This is a genomic window from Pantoea sp. MT58 (assembly GCF_014495885.1).
GTDB classification, from domain to species: Bacteria; Pseudomonadota; Gammaproteobacteria; order Enterobacterales; family Enterobacteriaceae; genus Pantoea; species Pantoea eucalypti.
In genome coordinates this window covers 538,074-556,945 of the sequence record NZ_CP061083.1, presented here as the reverse complement: position 1 = coordinate 556,945, position 18,872 = coordinate 538,074, and the positions used below count along the sequence as shown (strand labels likewise).

Sequence of the window (18,872 nt, the reverse complement as noted above, 5' to 3'; positions counted from 1 at the left end):
GTCATGCTTTTACATTATTTTGAGAGCCTGAATTTAATTTGCAGCAGGAGCAAGCATGTTTAAGCCCGGAATGATGTTACTGGCCCTGAGCGTTTCCGTCGCCGCCCAGGCCGCGACGGTGGATTTACGCGTACTGGAAACCACCGATCTGCACAGCAATATGATGGATTTCGACTACTACAAAGATACGGCAACTGAGAAATTTGGTCTGGTGCGCACCGCCACGCTGATTCACGCCGCCCGGCAGGAGGTGAAGAACAGCCTGCTGGTTGATAACGGCGACATCATTCAGGGCAGCCCATTGGGCGACTACATGGCGGCTAAAGGGCTGCGTGAGGGTGAAATCCATCCGGTCTACAAGGCGCTTAATACGCTGGATTACGCTGTCGGCAACCTCGGTAACCATGAATTCAATTATGGCCTGCCCTACCTGAAAAAAGCGCTGGCGGGTGCGCGCTTCCCTTATGTGAACGCCAACGTGATTGATGTGAAGAGCGGCAAACCGCTGTTTACCCCTTACCTCATCAAATCCACGACGGTGGTTGATCGCGAGGGCAAATCGCAGACCCTGAAGATTGGCTATATCGGCTTTGTGCCGCCGCAGATCATGGTGTGGGATAAAGCCAATCTGCAGGGCAAGGTACGGGTGGATGACATCACCGAAACAGCTCGCCGCTATGTGCCTGAGATGCGCGCGCAGGGTGCCGATCTGATTATTGCTATCCCTCACTCCGGCCTGAGCAGCGAGCCGTATCACGCAATGGCAGAAAACTCGGTTTACTACCTCAGCCAGGTGGAAGGTATTAACGCCATCCTGTTTGGTCATGCGCATGCCGTCTTCCCCAGCAAGGAGTTTGCTGGCATCAAAGGCGCAGACATTGCTAACGGCACGCTGAACGGGGTTCCGGCGGTGATGCCAGGCATGTGGGGCGATCATCTTGGCGTGGTCGATCTGGTGCTGAACAATGAGGGCGGACGCTGGCAGGTGAGCAGCGGCAAAGCAGAGGCGCGACCGATCTACGATAATGCCGCGAAGAAATCGCTGGCGGCGGAAGATCCGGCGCTGGTGAAAGTGCTGGCTGACGATCACCGCGCCACGCGGGAGTTTGTGGCGAAGCCCATCGGCAAGTCGGCTGACGTAATGTACAGCTATCTGTCGCTGGTTCAGGACGATCCAACGGTGCAGATCGTCAATAATGCGCAGCGCGCTTATGTGGAGCATTTCATTCAGGGCGATCCGGATCTGGGCCGTTTGCCGGTGCTCTCTGCTGCCGCGCCGTTTAAAGCGGGCGGACGTAAAAACGATCCTGCCAGCTATGTCGAAGTGGAGAAAGGTGCCCTGACTTTCCGTAATGCGGCCGATCTCTATCTCTATCCCAATACACTGGTCGTGATGAAAGTCACGGGTGCGCAGGTGAAAGAGTGGCTGGAATGCTCAGCAGGCCAGTTTAACCAGATCGATCCGCACAGCAGCAAAACGCAGTCGCTGATTAACTGGGATTTCCGCACCTATAACTTCGATGTGATTGATGGAGTCAATTATCAGATTGATGTGACCCAGCCCGCGCGTTATGACGCAGAGTGTCAGTTGATCCATCCTGACGCCTCACGCATCCGTCAGCTTACCTGGCAGGGTAAACCCATCGATCCGCAGGCTATCTTCCTGGTGGCGACCAATAACTATCGCGCATATGGCGGCAAGTTTGCCGGCACCGGAGATAAGTACATCGCCTTTGCCTCGCCAGATGAGAACCGTTCGGTGGTAGCAGCCTACATCAGCGCGGAAACCAAAGCGCATGGCGCAGTTCAGCCGAAGGCGGACAATAACTGGCGTCTGGCACCGATTACCTCATCCACTCCGCTCGATATTCAGTTTGAAACGGCACCGGGCGATAAGGCGACCGGATTTATTAAGCAGCATGCGCAATATCCGCTTCAGCCCAAAGGAACAGATGCGATTGGCTTTGCACTGTGGCAGGTAAATTTACAGCAGAAATAAGGCGGGAGAAAACGCTGCAACCGGGGTGGTTGCAGCGTCTTATCTTACAGGATTTCCAGCAGCTCAACTTCGAAGAGCAGCGTGCTGAATGGTGGGATAGAGGCACCCGCACCGCGCTCGCCATACGCCAGGTTCTGTGGGATCACCAGTTCCCATTTTGAGCCAACCGGCATCAGCGTCAGCGCTTCAATCCAGCCAGGGATAACGCCGCTTACCGGGAATTCTGCCGGTTCGCCACGGGCAACTGAGCTGTCGAACACGGTGCCGTCGATCAGTTTGCCGGTGTAGTGAACGCGTACGCGATCCTGACGTGATGGGATTGGACCTTCACCCTGAGTAATCACGCTGAACTGCAGGCCTGATTCGGTGCTGCTCACGCCTTCACGCTGCGCATGTTCCTGCAGGAATGCCTGACCTTCTGCGGCCATAGCTTCGGTACGCTCACGACGCACGCCTTCCGCGCGTTCGTGCACTTCACGCAGTGCGCGATGAACCACATCAACCGGTACGGCCGGCGAGTTCCCTTCCAGCGCGTCGCGCAGACCCGCGAGCAGTGCTTCTGGTTGCAGACCCTGCAGACCAGATTCCAGCAACTGCTGGCCAACCTGTAAACCAATACCGTAACTTGCTTGTGCTTCGACGCTGTCGAAAGAAGGGGTAGTCATCTTCGTTCCTTTCACTCTCGGATAAATTCGAACCGGCAGCATAGCAGCGCAGGCCGCTGGCGTAAAATGCCCTGCGTCGCAGATGACTTTTGCTGATGAAAGAGAAACAATAGCCACGTCAAATTTATCAATGCTGGCAGGCACTTCGCGCCGGTATTGCCCATACTATAACTATCGATGGGGATCACCTCATCTGTAGCACCTGAATAAGAGAGCAAACATGGGCCAGATTGCCCCACGCCGCCGCAGGATGCGTGCAAAACAAATGGTATCCCGGCTGCAGACCTGGCTGGCCGCACGCAGGCTACAGCAAACTGCCGGAGAGGAGGAAACCCGAATGGCTTCAGACACGTCATCCCGCCTGCCGACATGGCTTCAGCGTATCTGGCATTTTACCGACCATATTCGCTGGATGGATCCGCTGCCTGCGCCGCACCGTCGTGGCATTCTGGCGGCACTGCTGGTGATGCTGGTGGCGTTTCTCTGGCCCACCAGTACCCTGCGCTATCCGGTCGAGCAGTCTTCGCCTTCTGCGGAGAAAGAGGTGCCGATGCAGGCGGATATTTATGATAACAACCGTGCCCGTCAGCCTTCATCCTCAGCGTCTCAGCAGACGCCAAAAGCTGATTCTCAGGGCGAATGGCGCAATATGACCATTGCGTCGGGTCAGACGCTGGCGCAGCTGTTTCGTGACAACAGTCTGCCGGTCAATGATGTGTTTGCGATGGCGCGGGTGGAAGGCAGTGACCAGCCGCTCAGCTCACTGAAAAGTGGTCAGCAGGTGAAAATCCGTCAGGATGCGCAGGGTGTGGTAACCGGTCTGACCGTTGATGGCGCAAATGGCCCGGTGCTGTTTACGCGTCAGCCAGATGGCAGCTTTATTCGCGCGCAGTAAGGCCAACAGCAGTTTATTGAAAGGCATAAAAACAAAAACGCCGGCACAAGGCCGGCGTTGATGTCGTGCTCAGTTAATAAAATTAACCAGCAACAACTTTCACGTTCAGTTTAGCGAAGACTTCGCTGTGAACCTGGAAGCTTACTTCATGCTCACCGGTAGTGCGCAGAACGCCGTTCGGCAGACGAACTTCGCTCTTAGCGACTTCAACGCCAGCTGCAGTAACTGCATCAGCGATGTCGCGGGTACCGATTGAACCGAACAGTTTACCTTCATCGCCCGCTTTAGACGTGATGGTTACAGTGCCCAGTGCATTGATTTTCTCAGCGCGTGCAGTTGCTGCAGACTGAACGTCAGCCAGTTTGGCTTCCAGTTCAGCACGGCGTGCTTCGAAGAACTCAACGTTTTTCTTGGTAGCAGGAACAGCTTTGCCCTGTGGTACCAGGAAGTTACGAGCATAGCCCGCTTTAACGTTAACCTGATCACCCAGGGTGCCAAGGTTTGCTACTTTATCAAGCAGAATAACTTGCATTACCTTATCCTCTTAAAGTCGTTAATGGACAGTTGCCGATTACTGATGACGATCAGTGTACGGCAGCAGAGACAGGTAACGCGCACGCTTGATGCAGCGAGCCAACTGACGCTGGTATTTTGCACGAGTACCGGTGATACGGCTCGGGACAATTTTACCGCTTTCGGTAATGTAGTTTTTCAACGTTGCGATGTCTTTGTAATCGATCTCAACAACGCCTTCCGCGGTGAAACGGCAGAACTTGCGACGACGGAAATAACGTGCCATTAGGCTAGTCTCCAGAATCTATCAATTCAATCTGCTCGGCATGGAACACCACTTTGCTCTGGCCATTTCGTGCCTGATGGCAACTAATGAAACCGTCGAGTGTGAGTTGCGTGCCGACCGTTATATGTTGAGTAATCACCTGATGGGCGCTGCCGCTAATAATAACAGGCATACGACACCAGGCTTGCCGGTGAAACCCGGCCTCCTCCTGCACTGAGCGGTGCTCAAGCACAAACTGACAGTGAGGAATTCCTGACGGGCTAACTCTTCGAACCGGTGTCTTGCACACAGTGCCAGACAGGCGAAGTCGATTGACCGTCACGATGGATTACTCTTCAGAATCCCCAGCATCTGACTCATCAGCGGATTCGTTAGCAAAATCTTCGCGACGATCACGACGCTCATCTTTCGCTTTAACCATCGGTGATGCTTCAGTTACCGCGTTTTTAACGCGCATAACCATGCTACGGATAACGGCGTCGTTGAAGCGGAAGTTCGTTTCCAGCTCATCGATCGCTTCCTGCGGCGCTTCAACGTTCATCAGAACGTAATGCGCTTTGTGCAGTTTATTGATCGGGTAAGCCAGCTGACGGCGGCCCCAGTCTTCCAGACGGTGAATCGTGCCTTCAGCACCAGTGATAGCACCAGTGTAACGCTCGATCATGCCAGGAACCTGTTCGCTCTGGTCAGGATGAACCATAAATACGATTTCGTAATGACGCATCGAAATTGCTCCTTACGGATTATTCAGCCTCCTGTCGGGGTCAACCGCGGCCCATGGAAGCAAGGAACGTTATAGGCTGTGTCCCACAAAGGTTCGCAGTGACGAGCGTTTGTGGGACACAGCCTGAGAATGCGGCTGAAAAATTGACGCGTAATCATACCGGCGAAGGTGCCTGAACTCAAGCGCACATTTAAACAAATCGCAGGCGTCGTGCCAGATATCGGGGCTTTTTGTGCTAATGACGTAAATACAGCAGGTTGGGCGGCGAAGGTTCAAAAATGCTGACAAAGAGGTTCAGGTGGATGATCTGGCGATAATTTACTCAGTCGCTAAACTGATTAGAGACGTCACGGTTCGCTTAGTGGCGTCACGCAGAGTGTGTTCCCTGAAGTGAGGAGTCGGGCATGAAAACGTTCGTCATCGCCACTTTACTGGGTCTCTTCCTGTCTCCACCCGCTCTTGCCAGCCATGCTGACTGTGCGCAGCAGATGAGAAGTCACAGCAGCGAAGCGGCATCGGGTTATGTTTACGTTAACCGGCTGGATACGCCGGAAAGAAACCCGGTTAATGCGCCTGCCAGCGCAGCAGAAAAAGCGTCTGCGTTCTGGTAAGTGCTGGTAACTTTACGGGCGGCAGAGTCCTTCTCCGCCCGTTCATTATTTATAGCTGCTGTTTAAAAAAGCTGACCAGCGCCGTTAATGCAGAGGGCGTGATCTTATGCCCGATCTGTTTTTCCGACAGTGAGGTCAGATGCTGCGCCAGTCCATTGTCACGCAGCGCCCTCTCCAGCCGGACACTCTCCGCCCAGGGCACAACCTCATCCGCTTCGCCATGCCACAACAGTAGCGGACGGTTAGCCAGTGCCTCCAGATGGTTGCAGGGATCATAGTCCGTCAGGGGAGCCATACGGGCCGCAAACTGCGCTTTCTGCTCCGGCGTATCAGCCACCAGCGGTGGAAACAGCGATTCGCTCAGTTGCATAAAATAGCCCGATCCCATCATACAGGCGACGCTCTGGATCTGCGGATAACGCGCCATCGCGCCCAGTGCCGTCATGCCACCCATCGACGCACCCGCCACTGCGAAACGCCTGTCAGCGATCAGATTGTCTCTACGCAGCGCAGCCTCCAGCAATGGCAGCTCATCAATGTTCTGTTTCAGAATCTCCCAGAAGCGGCCCAGGCGTGCATTGGCATCACCGTGATAACGCGCGCCGTGCAGCTCCGCATCCGGCATCACCGCCCGAAACCCCGCCTGTGCCAGCGCCACGGCGAAATAGGCGTAGACCTCTTTTGATGAGGTAAAGCCGTGATAAAACAGCACGGTTGGCAGTGGCTGATGCCGTTGTCCGGCAGGCGTGGCGTGCAGGCATTCGATACCGGCCAGTGTTTCTGTAGTGAGTTCAATCATGGTCTCTCCTGAGAGGCAGCAAGGCATGCCGATCAAGTCTGTGTTCTGCGGGTTGATTTGCGAAATCACCCGCTCCGCTTAGCTGTCTAACTTCTCCCTAAACTTTTCCCGCACTCTGCCGTTGATCGTGTACTCCCTTAACTTGATCAAAGGTAATTTATGAAGCGTCTCTCTCTCAGCGGACTGAGTCTCGGAGTTAAGCTGTCTGTACTGACGTCTCTCAGCGTTGCACTGCTGTTGCTGGTGCTGACACTGACTCAAAGCCACAACGCCTCGCGCCAGCTGGAAAATCTCGCCATCGATGACATGCACAACCAGGTGCAGGGCATCAGTGAAATGGCCACTATGTTTAATGCCACCCTCACCGAAGAGGTGGCTCACTATACCGATCTGTTTACCAGCTTCCTGCCTAAGCGCTTTAGCCTGGATGAAAGCTCGCGGGTGCAGGTCGGTGCCTTTTCGACGCCAGTGCTGCGTGCCGGGTTGAAAACACTGAATCTCGATCAAACTGCCGTAGACGATTTCACCGAGCGCACCGCCGCCGTGGCGACCATTTTCGTGCGCGATGGCGATGACTTTGTCCGTGTTTCAACCTCGCTGAAAAAAGAGGATGGCAGTCGCGCAATCGGTACGCAGCTTGACCGCACCGGGGCGGCCTGGAAACGTGTTCACCAGGGCGAAGTCTACCGCGGGCTGGCGACGCTGTTCGGCCATCGCTATATCACACAGTATCAGCCGATAAAAGATGAGAGCGGTAAAGTCGTTGCCATTCTGTTCGTCGGTGTGGGTATTGATAAACAGTATGCGCTGATGCGAGAAAAAATCCTGGCGCGTAAGCTGGGTGATAGCGGTCATTTCTTCGTGCTCAACGGCACGCCCGGTAAAACGCAGGGAGCGTATCTGTTCGATCAGCACGACGAAGGAAAACGCCCCGACTGGGATGATGCAACGCTGAAACCGCTGCTGACGGAGCCGAAAGGTATGCAGCAGGTGGAGATCAATGGTGAGATGCAGATTCTGGCCTGGGAGCAATTGCCGGACTGGAACTGGGTGATTACCGGCGAAGTTAACCGCGACAGCCTGCTTGCGCCCATTACGCATAGCCGTAACCTGTTCCTGATTACCGGACTGGTTCTGGTAATCGTCTTTGCGCTGGGCTTTGTCTGGTACAGCCGTCGGGCGATTACCCGTCCGCTGCAGCAGGTGATTCATCTGGCGGAGCAGTATGCCGCCGGCAACCTGCAGGTCCATATGGATACGCTTCGTCGCGACGAAGTTGGCCAGCTGATCATTGCAATTAACGGCATTGGCGATGGCCTGGAGAAAATTGTCGGCCAGGTGCGCGGTGCGGCGCAGGAGATCAGCGACGGCACGGACACCATCGCGGCCAGCAGCCATAACATCAGCGAGCAGATCGGGCGTCAGGCCAGCAGCGTCGAGCAGACCTCTGCCAGCATGGAGCAGTTTGGTGCCACGGTTGAACACACCGCCGAAAGCCTGCGTCAGGCGATGTCACTGGTGGCCGAAGCCAGCAATATCGTCAGTCACGGCAGCAAAACCGTGGTGCGCTCTGTCAATACCATGTCAGCCATTAAGGTTTCATCGCAAAGCATTGCGGATATCACGCATGTGATTGAGTCGATCGCCTTCCAGACCAATATCCTGGCGCTGAATGCTGCGGTTGAAGCGGCGCGTGCTGGCGAACAGGGCCGGGGTTTTGCCGTGGTAGCCGCCGAGGTGCGCGCGCTGGCTCAGCGTTCCGCGCAAGCCGCTAAAGAGATCGACGGACTGATTGCGACCTCTATCAGCAACGTGGCAGAGGGCCATCAGCTCTCTGAGCAGACGCGCGATGCAATGACCAACATTGTGACGCACATCGAGCAGGTGCAGGCACTGATGGGCGAGATCAACGTGGCGGCGCAGGAGCAGGCGGCAGGTATCGGTCAGGTTAATATTGCGATGAACCAGATCAGTCAGGCGACGCACCAGAACAGCGAACTGGTGGCACAGGCGGAAAACAGCGCGCAGAACCTGAGTGATAAAGGGCACCACCTGACCCAGCTGGTCAGCGTATTCAGCCTGAAATCCTGACGTCTTTCAGGGCGATGACGTACACTCATTGTCTCGTCCTGAAAAAGGGTTTTGCTATGCGTTCTGCTTATTTACTGGTGTTCAGCCTGCTGCTGGCAGGCTGTTCGGCGTTTGACACCACGCCAAAAGCCCCGCCTGCGCCGACTCAACAGGCACAGGAGATTTCACGGGCGCAGAGTGGCGGTTTGCCGAAGCTGGGCAATATTACCGTTAACGTACACGGCTCACCGGATGATGCCCAGCGTGCCGTTGCCGCCCAGGCCAATCAGGCCGGAGCCGCTTACTATCAGATCGTGATGGTGAGCGAAACGGTCATGCCGGGCTTCTGGTACGCCAGTGCGATTTTGTACGGCGCATCACCTGCCGCAGGCACGGTCCAGTAAACGATCGGTAATCGCGGCCTCAAGCGGGCGCGAGCCACGCTGGTCGAGCCACTGCTGGCACCATGCATCCGCCAGCGGAGGTTCGGCATATTTCAGTAGCTGTGCACCCATTGCCAGCAGCAGCAGCGTGCGGGTAACCTCACGCGCCTGCTCTTCAGGAACGTGGTTAAGCCTCAGACGCAGCTGACGCCAGCGCGTATCAAAATGGCGGTTACTCCCCTTCACTGCTTCAAATTCCTGACTTAGCATCGCGGTAACCTCTGCCTGACGGGCAAACACGCGCAGCACATCAAGGCACATCACGTTGCCCGATCCTTCCCAGATGCTATTGACCGGCATGTCACGATAGAGGCGCGGGAGCTCACTGGCCTCGCAATAGCCGATCCCTCCCAGCACCTCCATCGACTCCGCAACGAACGGCGCACCCGCTTTGCAGATCTCATATTTTGCCGCGGGCGTAAACAGGCGGGCAAAGGTGACTTCATGCGGTTTTGCCGGCTGTGACCAGGCGCGCGCCAGCCGCATCAGCAGTGCAGTTTGCCCCTCCAGCTGCAATGCCTGCTGAGCCAGAACCTGGCGCATCAGCGGCTGCTCCACCAGATTTTTCCCCATTACCTGACGCTGATGGGCATGCGAGACGGCTACCGAGAAAGCGCGGCGCATCTGACCGTGACTGCCAAGGGCGCAGTCGAAACGCGTCATGCCGCCCATCTTCAGGATCAGCCGCACGCCTTCGCCCTCCTCACCCAGCAGCCAGCCAGTCGCGTCGCGAAACTCCACTTCACAGCTGGCATTGGAACGATTACCCAGCTTATCTTTTAGCCGCTCCAGCTGGATGGCATTGCGTGACCCATCGGGTAACAGCCGCGGCAGGAAGAAACAGCTTAATCCGGCAGGCGTCTGAGCCAGCACCAGATGCGCATCACTCTGTGGCACGGAGAAAAACCATTTATGGCCCGTCAGGCGGTAGGCTTCACCTGCGCCACGCGCGCCCAGCGGTTCAGCGTGGGTGGTGCTGGTGAGCAGATCGCTGCCGCCCTGCTTTTCCGTCATACCCATTCCGATTAGCAGACCCCGCTTCTGGTCGCCGGGCTGTGCATGGGTGTCGTAGCGATCGCTGAGCAGCGGATCGAGCCAGCCTTCAAAGGCGGCCGGCAGATAAGTCTGTAGCAGGGGAATGGCCGCGTGTGTCATGGTCACCGGGCAGAGCGTGCCCGCCTCAACCTGCGCATGCAGAATAAAGCGCGCAGCGCGCGCCACGCTGGCCTGTTCACGAACCGTGGGCTGCCAGCTCAGGTTGTGCAGGCGACTGGCGCAGACACCCTGCATCAGCAGATGCCAGGCGGGATGGAAACGAACTTCATCCATGCGTTCGCCACGGGCGTCGTAGCGCAGCAGTTCAGGCGGCTCAGCATTGGCGAGTCGGCCCAGCTCCAGAGACTCGGCGCTGCCCAGTTGACGACCTACCGATGCCAGCCATTCCCGATCCCATCCGGCACCTTCGCGTGACAGTGCCTCGCCAAGCGGCGTATCAGACAGAAACAGATTGCTGTTGCTCAGAGGATGAGGCTGATTAAAAACAGTGTGTGTTGTCCAGGTCATAACGGCTCCTCGCGGATGTCACTCAGTAAGTATACCCGTCGTCTTTCAGGCTGCATGTTTGTTGGCTGCGTTCACTCACCCGAATCACTTACTCATGTAAGCTCATCGGGATTCGTTCTCTTGCCGCCTCAATGCAACCCGAAATTCTTTGGGTATATACGAATGACGTGCAGTTATGCCTGGTACAGAAACTAATTTGTGGCGAGGATCACATCGGGGATCAGGCGTTGCGCTGACGCACCGCTTCAAACAGGCAGACGCCGGTGGCGACCGAGACATTCAACGAAGAAACGCTGCCCGCCATCGGAATGCTGATCAGCTCATCGCAATGCTCACGGGTCAGACGACGCATGCCTTCCCCTTCTGCGCCCATCACCAGCGCCATCGGGCCGGTCATTTTGCTCTGGAAGACGGTATGGTCCGCTTCACCTGCGGTGCCAACGACCCAGATGTTATATTCCTGCAGCAGACGCAGAGTACGCGCCAGGTTGGTCACGCGGATCAACGGCACATTCTCTGCCGCGCCACTGGCCACTTTTTTGGCGGTGGCGTTCAGGGGAGCGGAACGATCTTTTGGCACGATGATCGCGTGAACACCGGCAGCATCAGCGCTGCGCAGGCAGGCACCCAGGTTATGGGGATCGGTGACACCGTCCAGCACTAGCAGGAACGGTTTGTCCAGGCTCTGCAGCAGATCCGGCAGATCGCCTTCCTGATACTGACGGCCCGGTTTCACCCGGGCTACGATACCCTGATGCACACCGCCTTCAACCTGGCTGTCGAGCCACTTGCGCTCGGCCAGCTGAATAACAATCCCCTGAGCTTCCAGCGCGGCGACCACGGGTTGCAGGCGACGATCGTCGCGGCCTTTGAGGATAAAGACTTCCTGGAAACGTTGTGGGTCACGTTCCAGCAACGCCTGCACGGCATGGATACCAAAAATAATTTCGCTCATCGATCTGCTCAGTGTTTGGAAATGAATAAATGACCGCCCTTTCTCAGGAGAAAGGGCGGGTGCGCGCATCAGTCAGGCTGCGCCTTTTTTCTGGCGCGCTTCGCCCGGGTGGCGGCGGCGATTTTACGGGTTTTTTCCGAGACATTTTTACTTTTATTCGCGGAATCCGCAGCGGCGGGCTTGCCTTTATCACCCCGGAACGCAGAATCCGGCTCGAAGTTAGACTTCCTGCTCGCATTGCGACGGCGTTTCGTTGGGGCGTTATCGTCACGTTTTGCCCGATCACGCGCGGTTTTACCTTCACCACGGACCTGACGCTGGCTGGAGATCAGAGCAAAGTCGATTTTACGCTCGTCCATGTGGACCGCTTCAACACGCACTTCAACCGTGTCACCCAGACGATAGGTGCGACCGCCCGATTCACCAATCAGACGCTGACCAACCGGATCAAAACGGTAGTAATCGTTGTCGAGCGTTGAAACGTGCACCAGACCGTCGATGAACAAATCGCTTAAGCGGACAAAGAAGCCAAATCCGGTGACGCTGGAGATGACGCCGTTGAAGACATTGCCAACCTGATCCTGCATAAAGTCACACTTGAGCCAGTCCGCGACGTCGCGGGTCGCTTCATCCGCACGGCGCTCGGTCAGGGAGCAGTGCAGACCCAGCTGCAGCATCTCCGGCATGTCGTAGTGATAGCCGCCGGTTGCCGTAGTGAGATCTTTGGCATTTTTATCTTTAGGCATCAGGTACTTGATGGCACGTTGAACCAGTCCCTTGCCTTCACCCTGCTCTTTCGCCAGCAGATACTTGATAGCGCGGTGCAGCGTCAGATCCGGGTAGCGGCGAATCGGCGAAGTAAAGTGCGCATAGGACGAGAGTGCCAGACCAAAGTGACCGCGGTTTTCCGGATCGTAAACGGCCTGCTTCATCGAACGCAGCAGCATGGTTTGCAGCATTTCCGCATCAGGACGATCGGCAACCTGCTTCAGCAGCGCTGCATAATCAACCGGCTGCGGTTTATTGCCGCCAGGCAGCGTCAGTCCCAGCTCATTAAGCACGGTACGGAAGCTCTTGATGCTCTCGTCGGTCGGGCGATCGTGATCGCGGAACAGTGCCGGTTCCTGATTTTTCTCAACGAAGCGTGCCGAGGCGATGTTCGCCAGGATCATGCACTCTTCAATCAGTTTGTGGGCGTCATTACGTGATGCACGCTCAACACGTTCAATACGGCGCTCGGCGTTGAAGATGAACTTCGCCTCTTCCGTTTCAAACGAGATGCCGCCACGCTCTTCACGGGCAGCTTCCAGCGCATGATAGAGGTTATTCAGCTCTTCGAGGTCTTTGACCAGCGGTGCATACTGCTGACGCAGCTCTTTGTCGCCCTGCAGGATGTTCCAGACTTTGTTATAGGTCAGACGCGCATGAGAATTCATTACCGCTTCGTAGTGCTTAAAGCCTGTCAGCTTGCCCTTGGTCGAAATGGTCATCTCGCACACCATACAGAGACGATCGACCTGCGGGTTAAGCGAACATAAGCCATTCGACAGCACTTCCGGCAGCATCGGAACAACCTGCGACGGGAAGTAAACTGAGGTGCCGCGCTGATGCGCTTCGTCATCCAGTGGCGTGCCAGGACGGACGTAGTAACTCACGTCGGCAATCGCCACCCACAGACGCCATCCGCCACCGCGCTTCTTCTCACAGTAGACAGCATCATCAAAGTCACGGGCATCTTCACCATCGATGGTGACCAGCGGCAGTTTACGCAGATCGACGCGGCCTTTTTTGGCCTCTTCCGGCACTTCTTCTTTCAGCTTACTGATCTGCGCTTCCACTTCTGGCGGCCAGGTGTGCGGAATTTCATGGGTACGCAGCGCCATATCTACGGCCAGGCTGGTGCCCATATCATCGCCCAGAATCTCTGCAATTTTACCGATCGCCTTGCTGCGACGGTTCGGACGCTGGACCAGCTCAACCACCACCACGGAACCCATACGGGCATTCATCGTCTCTTCAGGCGGGATGAGAATATCAAAACTCAGGCGACTGTCGTCCGGTACCACAAAACCTGCGCCAGCGTCGGTAAAGTAACGGCCAACGATCTGATTGTTGCGGGGTTCCTGCACGCGAACCACACGCGCTTCGCGGCGGCCTTTGCGATCGGCACCCAGCGGCTGCGCCAGGATCACGTCACCGTGCATACAGAATTTCATCTGTTCTGCGGAGAGGTAAAGGTCATCTTTCTGGCCTTCTGCCCGCAGGAAGCCGTAGCCATCACGATGGCCAATGACTTTACCGCGCAGGAGATCAAGGCGTTCTGGCAGGGCATAACACTGACGGCGGGTGAACACCAGCTGACCATCACGCTCCATAGCGCGAAGGCGGCGACGCAGTGCCTCAAGGTGCTCTTCTTCCTGCAGATTCATCTCTTCAGCCAGCTCTTCACGGCTGGCCGGTTTTTCACGTTTTTCTAGCAGAGCCAGAATAAATTCACGGCTCGGAATAGGGTTTTCGTATTTTTCAGCTTCTCTATCCTGAAATGGATCTTTTGACATAGCGGTTCCTCCGATGTCATTTAATATTTATTGCCACTGGCGATCTGGACAAGATGATCTCATAAAGTGGTGTATTGCCTTCGACCAGGTCTGCCAGGGTATAGTTATCCAGCTCCTGCAAAAATCGCTGCACTGCATCATGTAATGCCTGCTTCAGACGACAGGCTGGCGTGATGGAACAGGAGGCGCAGTCAACCAGTTGTAGTGGCTCCATCTTACGTACCACGTCGCCAATGACAATCTGGCGCGCTGGCATACCCAAACGAATGCCGCCGTTTTTACCACGCGTGGCGGCGACATAGCCCGCCCGGCTCAGCTGATTGATGATTTTGACCATATGATTGCGGGACAAACCATAGGTGTTTGTCACTTCCGTAATATTGGTCTGCTGACCTTCTGGCAACGATGCCAGATAAATCAGGGCGCGTAAGCCATAATCAGTAAAACTCGTGAGCTGCACAGTAACCTCGGTGAACCTTCAGGCGTGCCATTAGGTTATTCGCCTTAAGATTGATGTCAGGATTGAATCGGATCGCCATTCGATTAACTACGATGATAAACCAGAGTCTGATCAGCCGTGCGTTTTTTTAAGCCAGCACAAGGTTTGACAAGCGAAGGGAGATTAAGTGGCATCTGAGAGTGGAAAAACAAGGGCCGGACAGTGTCCGGCCTGAATGATTATGCGTCAAACGGGTCGCGCAGAATCATCGTTTCACTACGATCGGGGCCGGTTGAGATGATATCAATCGGCACACCTGTTACCTCTTCAACACGCTTGATGTAATCACGCGCGGCCTGAGGCAAACCTTCCAGCGTCTTCACGCCAAACGTTGTCTCGCTCCAGCCTGGCAGGGTCTCGTAAACCGGCTCAATGCCTTCCCAGTTCTCTGCCGCCAGTGGCGTGGTGGTCACTTCGCGACCATCAGGCATACGGTAAGCCACACAGATTTTCACCTCTTTCAGGCCATCCAGCACGTCCAGCTTGGTCATGCAGAAACCTGACAGGGAGTTGATCTGAACCGCGCGGCGAACCGCTACTGCATCCAGCCAGCCGGTACGGCGGCGGCGACCGGTGGTCGCACCAAACTCATTACCCTGCGCACAGAGGAATTCGCCGGTTTCGTCGAACAGTTCGGTCGGGAACGGGCCTGCACCAACGCGGGTTGAGTAAGCTTTCACAATACCCAGAACGTAGTCGACATAACGCGGACCAATGCCTGAACCGGTTGCAACACCACCTGCGGTCGTGTTGGATGAGGTCACGTACGGATAAGTCCCGTGATCGATATCCAGCAGCGTACCCTGCGCACCTTCAAACATAATCAGATCGCCACGCTTACGCGCGACATCCAGCAGTTCAGAGACGTCAACCACCATGCCAGTCAGGATGTCAGCGACTTCCATCACATCGCTCAGCACTTTATCGAAGTCGACTGCCGGCTCTTTGTAATACTCCACCAGCTGGAAGTTGTAGAAATCGACGACTTCTTTCAGTTTGGCGGCAAATGTTTCTTTATTAAACAGGTCGCTGACGCGCAGTGCACGGCGGGCAACTTTATCTTCATAAGCAGGACCGATGCCACGGCCAGTCGTACCAATCGCTTTGGCACCACGGGCACGTTCACGCGCCATATCCATCGCAACATGATATTGCAGGATCAGCGGACAGGCTTCAGAAATCAGCAGACGCTCGCGTACCGGAATTCCGCGCGCTTCCAGGCCTTTCATCTCTTTCATTAAGGCTTCAGGAGAGAGCACTACGCCGTTACCAATGATGCTGGTCACGTTATCGCGCAGAATGCCAGAAGGGATCAGGTGGAGGACGGTTTTTTCACCGTTGATGACAAGCGTGTGGCCCGCATTGTGGCCGCCTTGATAACGCACAACGTAATTCGCGCGCTCAGTCAGAAGGTCTACAATCTTACCTTTACCTTCGTCACCCCATTGGGTGCCCAGTACGACGACGTTCTTACCCATTTCTCAAAATCACCGATTGCTTAAAAAAGGATTCTACCATCTGATCCTATGCTTTTCAGCACTTTTAGCATACGATTGCGCGCTTTTTTGCCTGCGTTTTGATCACTACAACATATTGGGGATAACGGCGCAAAGAGGCACAATTTAGCCGATCTTCTCCCGGTTTACAGGTTGCCGTGCAGACTCAGCATGCAATAGATCACCATGCCAGCCACCACCAGTCCACCACCAAATCGGTGCAGCAGGCGATCGGGTAAACGGCTCATCGTCAGGATCATGCGTCGCCAGGCGCGTGGCATAAACATCGGTCCCAACCCTTCCAGCACTAATACCAGCGCCAGTGCCATCCAGATGCTCGTTTTCATTCTGATACCCAAAAAAAAGGCCGACAACATTGTCGGCCTACAGGTTATATCAGTTCTTAACGTGTCGCGTTAGAGGGCGCCTTCATATATCGGAAGAAGTCGCTATCCGGACTTAACACCATCACATCCTGATTTTCACTGAAGCTGTTTTCATAGGCGCGCAGGCTACGAATGAAAGCGTAGAAGTCAGGATCTTTGCTGAACGCATCGGCAAACAACCGCGCCGTTTCCGCATCACCATCACCACGTGTAATCAGCGCTTCACGCTGGGCTTCAGCCAGAGTACGTGTCACCTGATAATCGGCCTGAGCACGCAGTTTTTCAGCCTCTTCCTGACCCTGCGAACGCTGGCTACGCGCTACCGCTTCACGCTCGGCACGCATACGGTTGAAGATCGCATCGGAAACCTCAGTCGGCAGGTTGATCTGCTTGATGCGCACATCCATCACCTGAATACCTAATGCCGCCATACTGTTCGGATTGGGCGCCGGCTCGCTGCTGTTGGTTTCACGCTCTACACGAGCCGCTGCACTGGCAATAGCGTCATCGGCCGCAGGCGTTGCGATTTCATCATCGCTGCCAGCAGAACCGGTGTTCAGCGCATCACGGACATCCGTCGTCAGGCGACCACGAGAGTCCGTTACGATATCTTTCACATCCAGACGGCCCATTTCAGAACGCAAGCGGTCACTGAACTTACGTTTCAGCAGCACTTCCGCCTGAGAGACATCGCCGCCGCCGGTAGCCAGGTAGTAGCGACTGAAGTCGCTAATACGCCACTTGATGTAAGAGTCGACGATCAGATCTTTCTTCTCTTTAGTGACGAAGCGATCGGCCTGGTTATCCATGGTCTGAATGCGCGCATCCAGCGTTTTAACCGTTTCCAGGAATGGGATCTTGAAATGCAGGCCCGGCGCAAACACCTGCGGTTTGTTTTCACCATCGCGCAGGACTTTGCCGAAGCGCAGAACAATGCCTCGCTCCCCTTCCTGCACCACAAACAGCGACGCATAGAGCGCCACCAGCACGACAATGATCAAAAATACTATTGGCTTACGCATCGATTACTCTCTCCCTTCGCGCTGGCTGTCGCTGCGCTGAGCATTGGCCCGACGCTGATCCATGATGTTGTCCGGACTGTATGACGACGTGTCATTGCGGCTGGCGCCGCGATCGGAGATAGCCGGCAGCGAAGAACTGTTACTGCCCTTCTGACCGCTCTGGCCCGGTGCAGCCTGGGTGCCACGCATCAGTTGATCCAGCGGCAGCACCATCAGGTTATTACCCCGATCGTTAACCAGGACTTTGCGGGTATGGCTCAGCACACGTTCCATCGTCTCGATATAAAGACGCTCTTTGGTGATTTCAGGCGCGGCTTTATATTCCGGCAGAATTTTGGCGAATCGCGCCACTTCACCCTGGGCTTCCAGAACGGTACGCTCTTTGTATGCACGCGCCTCTTCCAGAATACGTTGCGCACGGCCGTTAGCTCGAGGCTGAACTTCGTTGGCGTAAGCTTCTGCTTCACGGACGTACTGCTCACGGTTTTCGCGTGCCGCAATCGCGTCATCAAAGGCAGACTTCACTTCTTCCGGCGGACGGGCAGCCTGGAAGTTAACGTCCACAACCGCGACGCCCATGTTGTAAGGGCGAATCGTCTCATCGATTTCACGCTGGGTTTCGCTACGCACCACGGTACGGCCTTCAGTCAGAATGCGGTCCATGGTGGAACGACCAATCACGCCGCGCAGCGCGCTGTCAGTTGCCTGACGCAGGCTGTCGTCCGCGCTGGTGACTGCATAAAGATAACGTTCCGGATCGGTCACGCGGTACTGCACGTTCATTTCGACACGCACAACGTTCTCGTCCGAGGTCAGCATGACACCTGAAGCCGCCAGTTCACGTACTGATTCAACGTTAACCGCACGAACCTGATCAATGAATGTAGGTTTCCAGTTCAGGCCCGGTTCGACCAGGTGACTGAACTTACCGAAACGCGTCACTACGCCACGCTCCGCTTCTTTGATGGTGTAGAAACCGCTTGCAGCCCAGATGACTACAGCAGCAACAGCCACGATGCCAACAATTTTGCCACCGCTGCCGGAGCCGCGTTGACCGTTGTCGCTCTGTTTGCCACCGCCCAGTCCACCAAGCTTCTTGCTCAGCTTACGGAAGATATCATCCAGATCAGGAGGCCCGGATTCCCGTCCTCCCTTATTTCCCCCAGAGTTGCCGCCTTGATTATTGCTGCTTCCCCACGGGTCGCGGTCCTGTCCGTTATTTCCGGGCTGATTCCACGCCATGTCTCTACTCCATTTATTGTAATTACGGTTTTTACCCTTCATCTTTCGGATTGCAGCGATGTTGGCTGCCTTCGCTCACCCCGGTCACTTACAGCAGTAAGCACCCATGGATTCACTCAGTTGCCGCCTTGCTGAAATCCGAAATA

The 18,872-nt window shown here is 55.6% G+C and carries 19 protein-coding genes; 5 read left to right on the top strand and 14 right to left on the bottom strand.

Translation table 11 applies throughout. The features are described 5' to 3' along the window. Positions 1–55 precede the first annotated feature (55 nt). Complete coding sequence (locus tag IAI47_RS02690) at positions 56–1,999, top strand: bifunctional 2',3'-cyclic-nucleotide 2'-phosphodiesterase/3'-nucleotidase (RefSeq protein ID WP_008925789.1); 1,944 nt, start codon at positions 56–58, stop codon at positions 1,997–1,999. Positions 2,000–2,043: 44 nt separating this feature from the next. Here IAI47_RS02690 and fklB read toward each other — a convergent pair whose 3' ends face one another. Continuing rightward, positions 2,044–2,664, bottom strand: coding sequence for an FKBP-type peptidyl-prolyl cis-trans isomerase (gene fklB, locus IAI47_RS02685; protein WP_003855508.1), 621 nt, complete (start codon positions 2,662–2,664; stop codon positions 2,044–2,046). A 220-nt stretch (positions 2,665–2,884) separates the two neighbouring features. Here fklB and IAI47_RS02680 point away from each other — a divergent pair, with 220 nt between their 5' ends. Beyond that, a complete protein-coding gene (locus tag IAI47_RS02680) occupies positions 2,885–3,559 on the top strand; it encodes an OapA family protein (RefSeq protein WP_150103661.1) in 675 nt (224 codons plus the stop codon). Between the two features lie 82 nt (positions 3,560–3,641). Here the strand turns inward: IAI47_RS02680 and rplI are convergent, their stop codons facing one another. From rplI to rpsF, 4 genes are read right to left on the bottom strand one after another with little or no spacing between them, the layout of a single operon-like run. Continuing rightward, positions 3,642–4,091 carry a 50S ribosomal protein L9 gene (gene rplI, locus IAI47_RS02675; protein WP_003855506.1) on the bottom strand — a complete coding sequence of 150 codons (450 nt, stop codon included), beginning with the start codon at positions 4,089–4,091 and terminating at the stop codon, positions 3,642–3,644. A gap of 39 nt (positions 4,092–4,130) precedes the next feature. Next, positions 4,131–4,358 carry a 30S ribosomal protein S18 gene (gene rpsR / locus IAI47_RS02670; protein WP_002210155.1) on the bottom strand — a complete coding sequence of 76 codons (228 nt, stop codon included), beginning with the start codon at positions 4,356–4,358 and terminating at the stop codon, positions 4,131–4,133. A 4-nt stretch (positions 4,359–4,362) separates the two neighbouring features. Continuing rightward, a complete protein-coding gene (gene priB / locus IAI47_RS02665; protein ID WP_010256154.1) occupies positions 4,363–4,680 on the bottom strand; it encodes a primosomal replication protein N in 318 nt (105 codons plus the stop codon). A gap of 6 nt (positions 4,681–4,686) precedes the next feature. Continuing rightward, the gene (gene rpsF / locus IAI47_RS02660) at positions 4,687–5,082 is read right to left on the bottom strand and encodes a 30S ribosomal protein S6 (protein WP_003855334.1); all 396 of its coding nucleotides are present in this window, start codon (positions 5,080–5,082) and stop codon (positions 4,687–4,689) included. 404 nt (positions 5,083–5,486) lie between these two features. Here rpsF and IAI47_RS02655 point away from each other — a divergent pair, with 404 nt between their 5' ends. Beyond that, complete coding sequence (locus tag IAI47_RS02655) at positions 5,487–5,693, top strand: hypothetical protein (protein WP_003855333.1); 207 nt, start codon at positions 5,487–5,489, stop codon at positions 5,691–5,693. Between the two features lie 49 nt (positions 5,694–5,742). On the opposite strand, the gene yjfP is transcribed toward IAI47_RS02655, so the two are convergent. Next, positions 5,743–6,492, bottom strand: a complete 750-nt coding sequence (gene yjfP, locus IAI47_RS02650) for an esterase (RefSeq protein ID WP_008925791.1) — start codon at positions 6,490–6,492, stop codon at positions 5,743–5,745. Between the two features lie 159 nt (positions 6,493–6,651). On the opposite strand from yjfP, the gene IAI47_RS02645 reads away from it, so the two are divergent. Together IAI47_RS02645 and bsmA are read left to right on the top strand one after the other, a co-directional pair. Beyond that, positions 6,652–8,583, top strand: coding sequence for a methyl-accepting chemotaxis protein (locus IAI47_RS02645; RefSeq protein WP_008925792.1), 1,932 nt, complete (start codon positions 6,652–6,654; stop codon positions 8,581–8,583). 56 nt (positions 8,584–8,639) lie between these two features. Further along, a complete protein-coding gene (gene bsmA, locus IAI47_RS02640; RefSeq protein ID WP_003855330.1) occupies positions 8,640–8,966 on the top strand; it encodes a biofilm peroxide resistance protein BsmA in 327 nt (108 codons plus the stop codon). Here bsmA and IAI47_RS02635 read toward each other — a convergent pair. From IAI47_RS02635 to hflK, 8 genes are all read right to left on the bottom strand, one after another. Further along, a complete protein-coding gene (locus IAI47_RS02635; RefSeq protein ID WP_008925793.1) occupies positions 8,940–10,568 on the bottom strand; it encodes an isovaleryl-CoA dehydrogenase in 1,629 nt (542 codons plus the stop codon). The genes bsmA and IAI47_RS02635 overlap by 27 nt on opposite strands. Before the next feature lie 220 nt (positions 10,569–10,788). Next, positions 10,789–11,523, bottom strand: coding sequence for a 23S rRNA (guanosine(2251)-2'-O)-methyltransferase RlmB (gene rlmB, locus IAI47_RS02630; RefSeq protein WP_003855328.1), 735 nt, complete (start codon positions 11,521–11,523; stop codon positions 10,789–10,791). Positions 11,524–11,591: 68 nt separating this feature from the next. Beyond that, entirely contained in the window at positions 11,592–14,081 is a 2,490-nt protein-coding gene (gene rnr / locus IAI47_RS02625; protein WP_008925794.1) for a ribonuclease R, read from the bottom strand. 16 nt (positions 14,082–14,097) lie between these two features. Then, entirely contained in the window at positions 14,098–14,541 is a 444-nt protein-coding gene (nsrR, locus tag IAI47_RS02620) for a nitric oxide-sensing transcriptional repressor NsrR (RefSeq protein WP_003855325.1), read from the bottom strand. 218 nt (positions 14,542–14,759) lie between these two features. Further along, entirely contained in the window at positions 14,760–16,058 is a 1,299-nt protein-coding gene (locus IAI47_RS02615) for an adenylosuccinate synthase (protein ID WP_008925795.1), read from the bottom strand. 164 nt (positions 16,059–16,222) lie between these two features. Then, the gene (locus IAI47_RS02610) at positions 16,223–16,423 is read right to left on the bottom strand and encodes a DUF2065 domain-containing protein (protein ID WP_033743145.1); all 201 of its coding nucleotides are present in this window, start codon (positions 16,421–16,423) and stop codon (positions 16,223–16,225) included. 56 nt (positions 16,424–16,479) lie between these two features. Then, positions 16,480–17,484 carry a protease modulator HflC gene (hflC, locus tag IAI47_RS02605; protein WP_003855319.1) on the bottom strand — a complete coding sequence of 335 codons (1,005 nt, stop codon included), beginning with the start codon at positions 17,482–17,484 and terminating at the stop codon, positions 16,480–16,482. Positions 17,485–17,487: 3 nt separating this feature from the next. Next, positions 17,488–18,726, bottom strand: coding sequence for an FtsH protease activity modulator HflK (hflK, locus tag IAI47_RS02600; RefSeq protein ID WP_008925797.1), 1,239 nt, complete (start codon positions 18,724–18,726; stop codon positions 17,488–17,490). Positions 18,727–18,872 lie beyond the last annotated feature (146 nt).

Excerpts from the sequence above, each read along its gene's own strand:
- IAI47_RS02690 (WP_008925789.1), top strand. The coding sequence starts at position 56 with ATGTTTAAGCCCGGAATGATGTTACTGGCCCTGAGCGTTTCCGTCGCC.
- fklB (WP_003855508.1), bottom strand. The coding sequence starts at position 2,664 with ATGACTACCCCTTCTTTCGACAGCGTCGAAGCACAAGCAAGTTACGGT.
- IAI47_RS02680 (WP_150103661.1), top strand. The coding sequence starts at position 2,885 with ATGGGCCAGATTGCCCCACGCCGCCGCAGGATGCGTGCAAAACAAATG.
- rplI (WP_003855506.1), bottom strand. The coding sequence starts at position 4,091 with ATGCAAGTTATTCTGCTTGATAAAGTAGCAAACCTTGGCACCCTGGGT.
- rpsR (WP_002210155.1), bottom strand. The coding sequence starts at position 4,358 with ATGGCACGTTATTTCCGTCGTCGCAAGTTCTGCCGTTTCACCGCGGAA.
- rpsF (WP_003855334.1), bottom strand. The coding sequence starts at position 5,082 with ATGCGTCATTACGAAATCGTATTTATGGTTCATCCTGACCAGAGCGAA.
- IAI47_RS02655 (WP_003855333.1), top strand. The coding sequence starts at position 5,487 with ATGAAAACGTTCGTCATCGCCACTTTACTGGGTCTCTTCCTGTCTCCA.
- yjfP (WP_008925791.1), bottom strand. The coding sequence starts at position 6,492 with ATGATTGAACTCACTACAGAAACACTGGCCGGTATCGAATGCCTGCAC.
- IAI47_RS02645 (WP_008925792.1), top strand. The coding sequence starts at position 6,652 with ATGAAGCGTCTCTCTCTCAGCGGACTGAGTCTCGGAGTTAAGCTGTCT.
- bsmA (WP_003855330.1), top strand. The coding sequence starts at position 8,640 with ATGCGTTCTGCTTATTTACTGGTGTTCAGCCTGCTGCTGGCAGGCTGT.
- IAI47_RS02635 (WP_008925793.1), bottom strand. The coding sequence starts at position 10,568 with ATGACCTGGACAACACACACTGTTTTTAATCAGCCTCATCCTCTGAGC.
- rlmB (WP_003855328.1), bottom strand. The coding sequence starts at position 11,523 with ATGAGCGAAATTATTTTTGGTATCCATGCCGTGCAGGCGTTGCTGGAA.
- rnr (WP_008925794.1), bottom strand. The coding sequence starts at position 14,081 with ATGTCAAAAGATCCATTTCAGGATAGAGAAGCTGAAAAATACGAAAAC.
- IAI47_RS02615 (WP_008925795.1), bottom strand. The coding sequence starts at position 16,058 with ATGGGTAAGAACGTCGTCGTACTGGGCACCCAATGGGGTGACGAAGGT.
- IAI47_RS02610 (WP_033743145.1), bottom strand. The coding sequence starts at position 16,423 with ATGAAAACGAGCATCTGGATGGCACTGGCGCTGGTATTAGTGCTGGAA.
- hflC (WP_003855319.1), bottom strand. The coding sequence starts at position 17,484 with ATGCGTAAGCCAATAGTATTTTTGATCATTGTCGTGCTGGTGGCGCTC.
- hflK (WP_008925797.1), bottom strand. The coding sequence starts at position 18,726 with ATGGCGTGGAATCAGCCCGGAAATAACGGACAGGACCGCGACCCGTGG.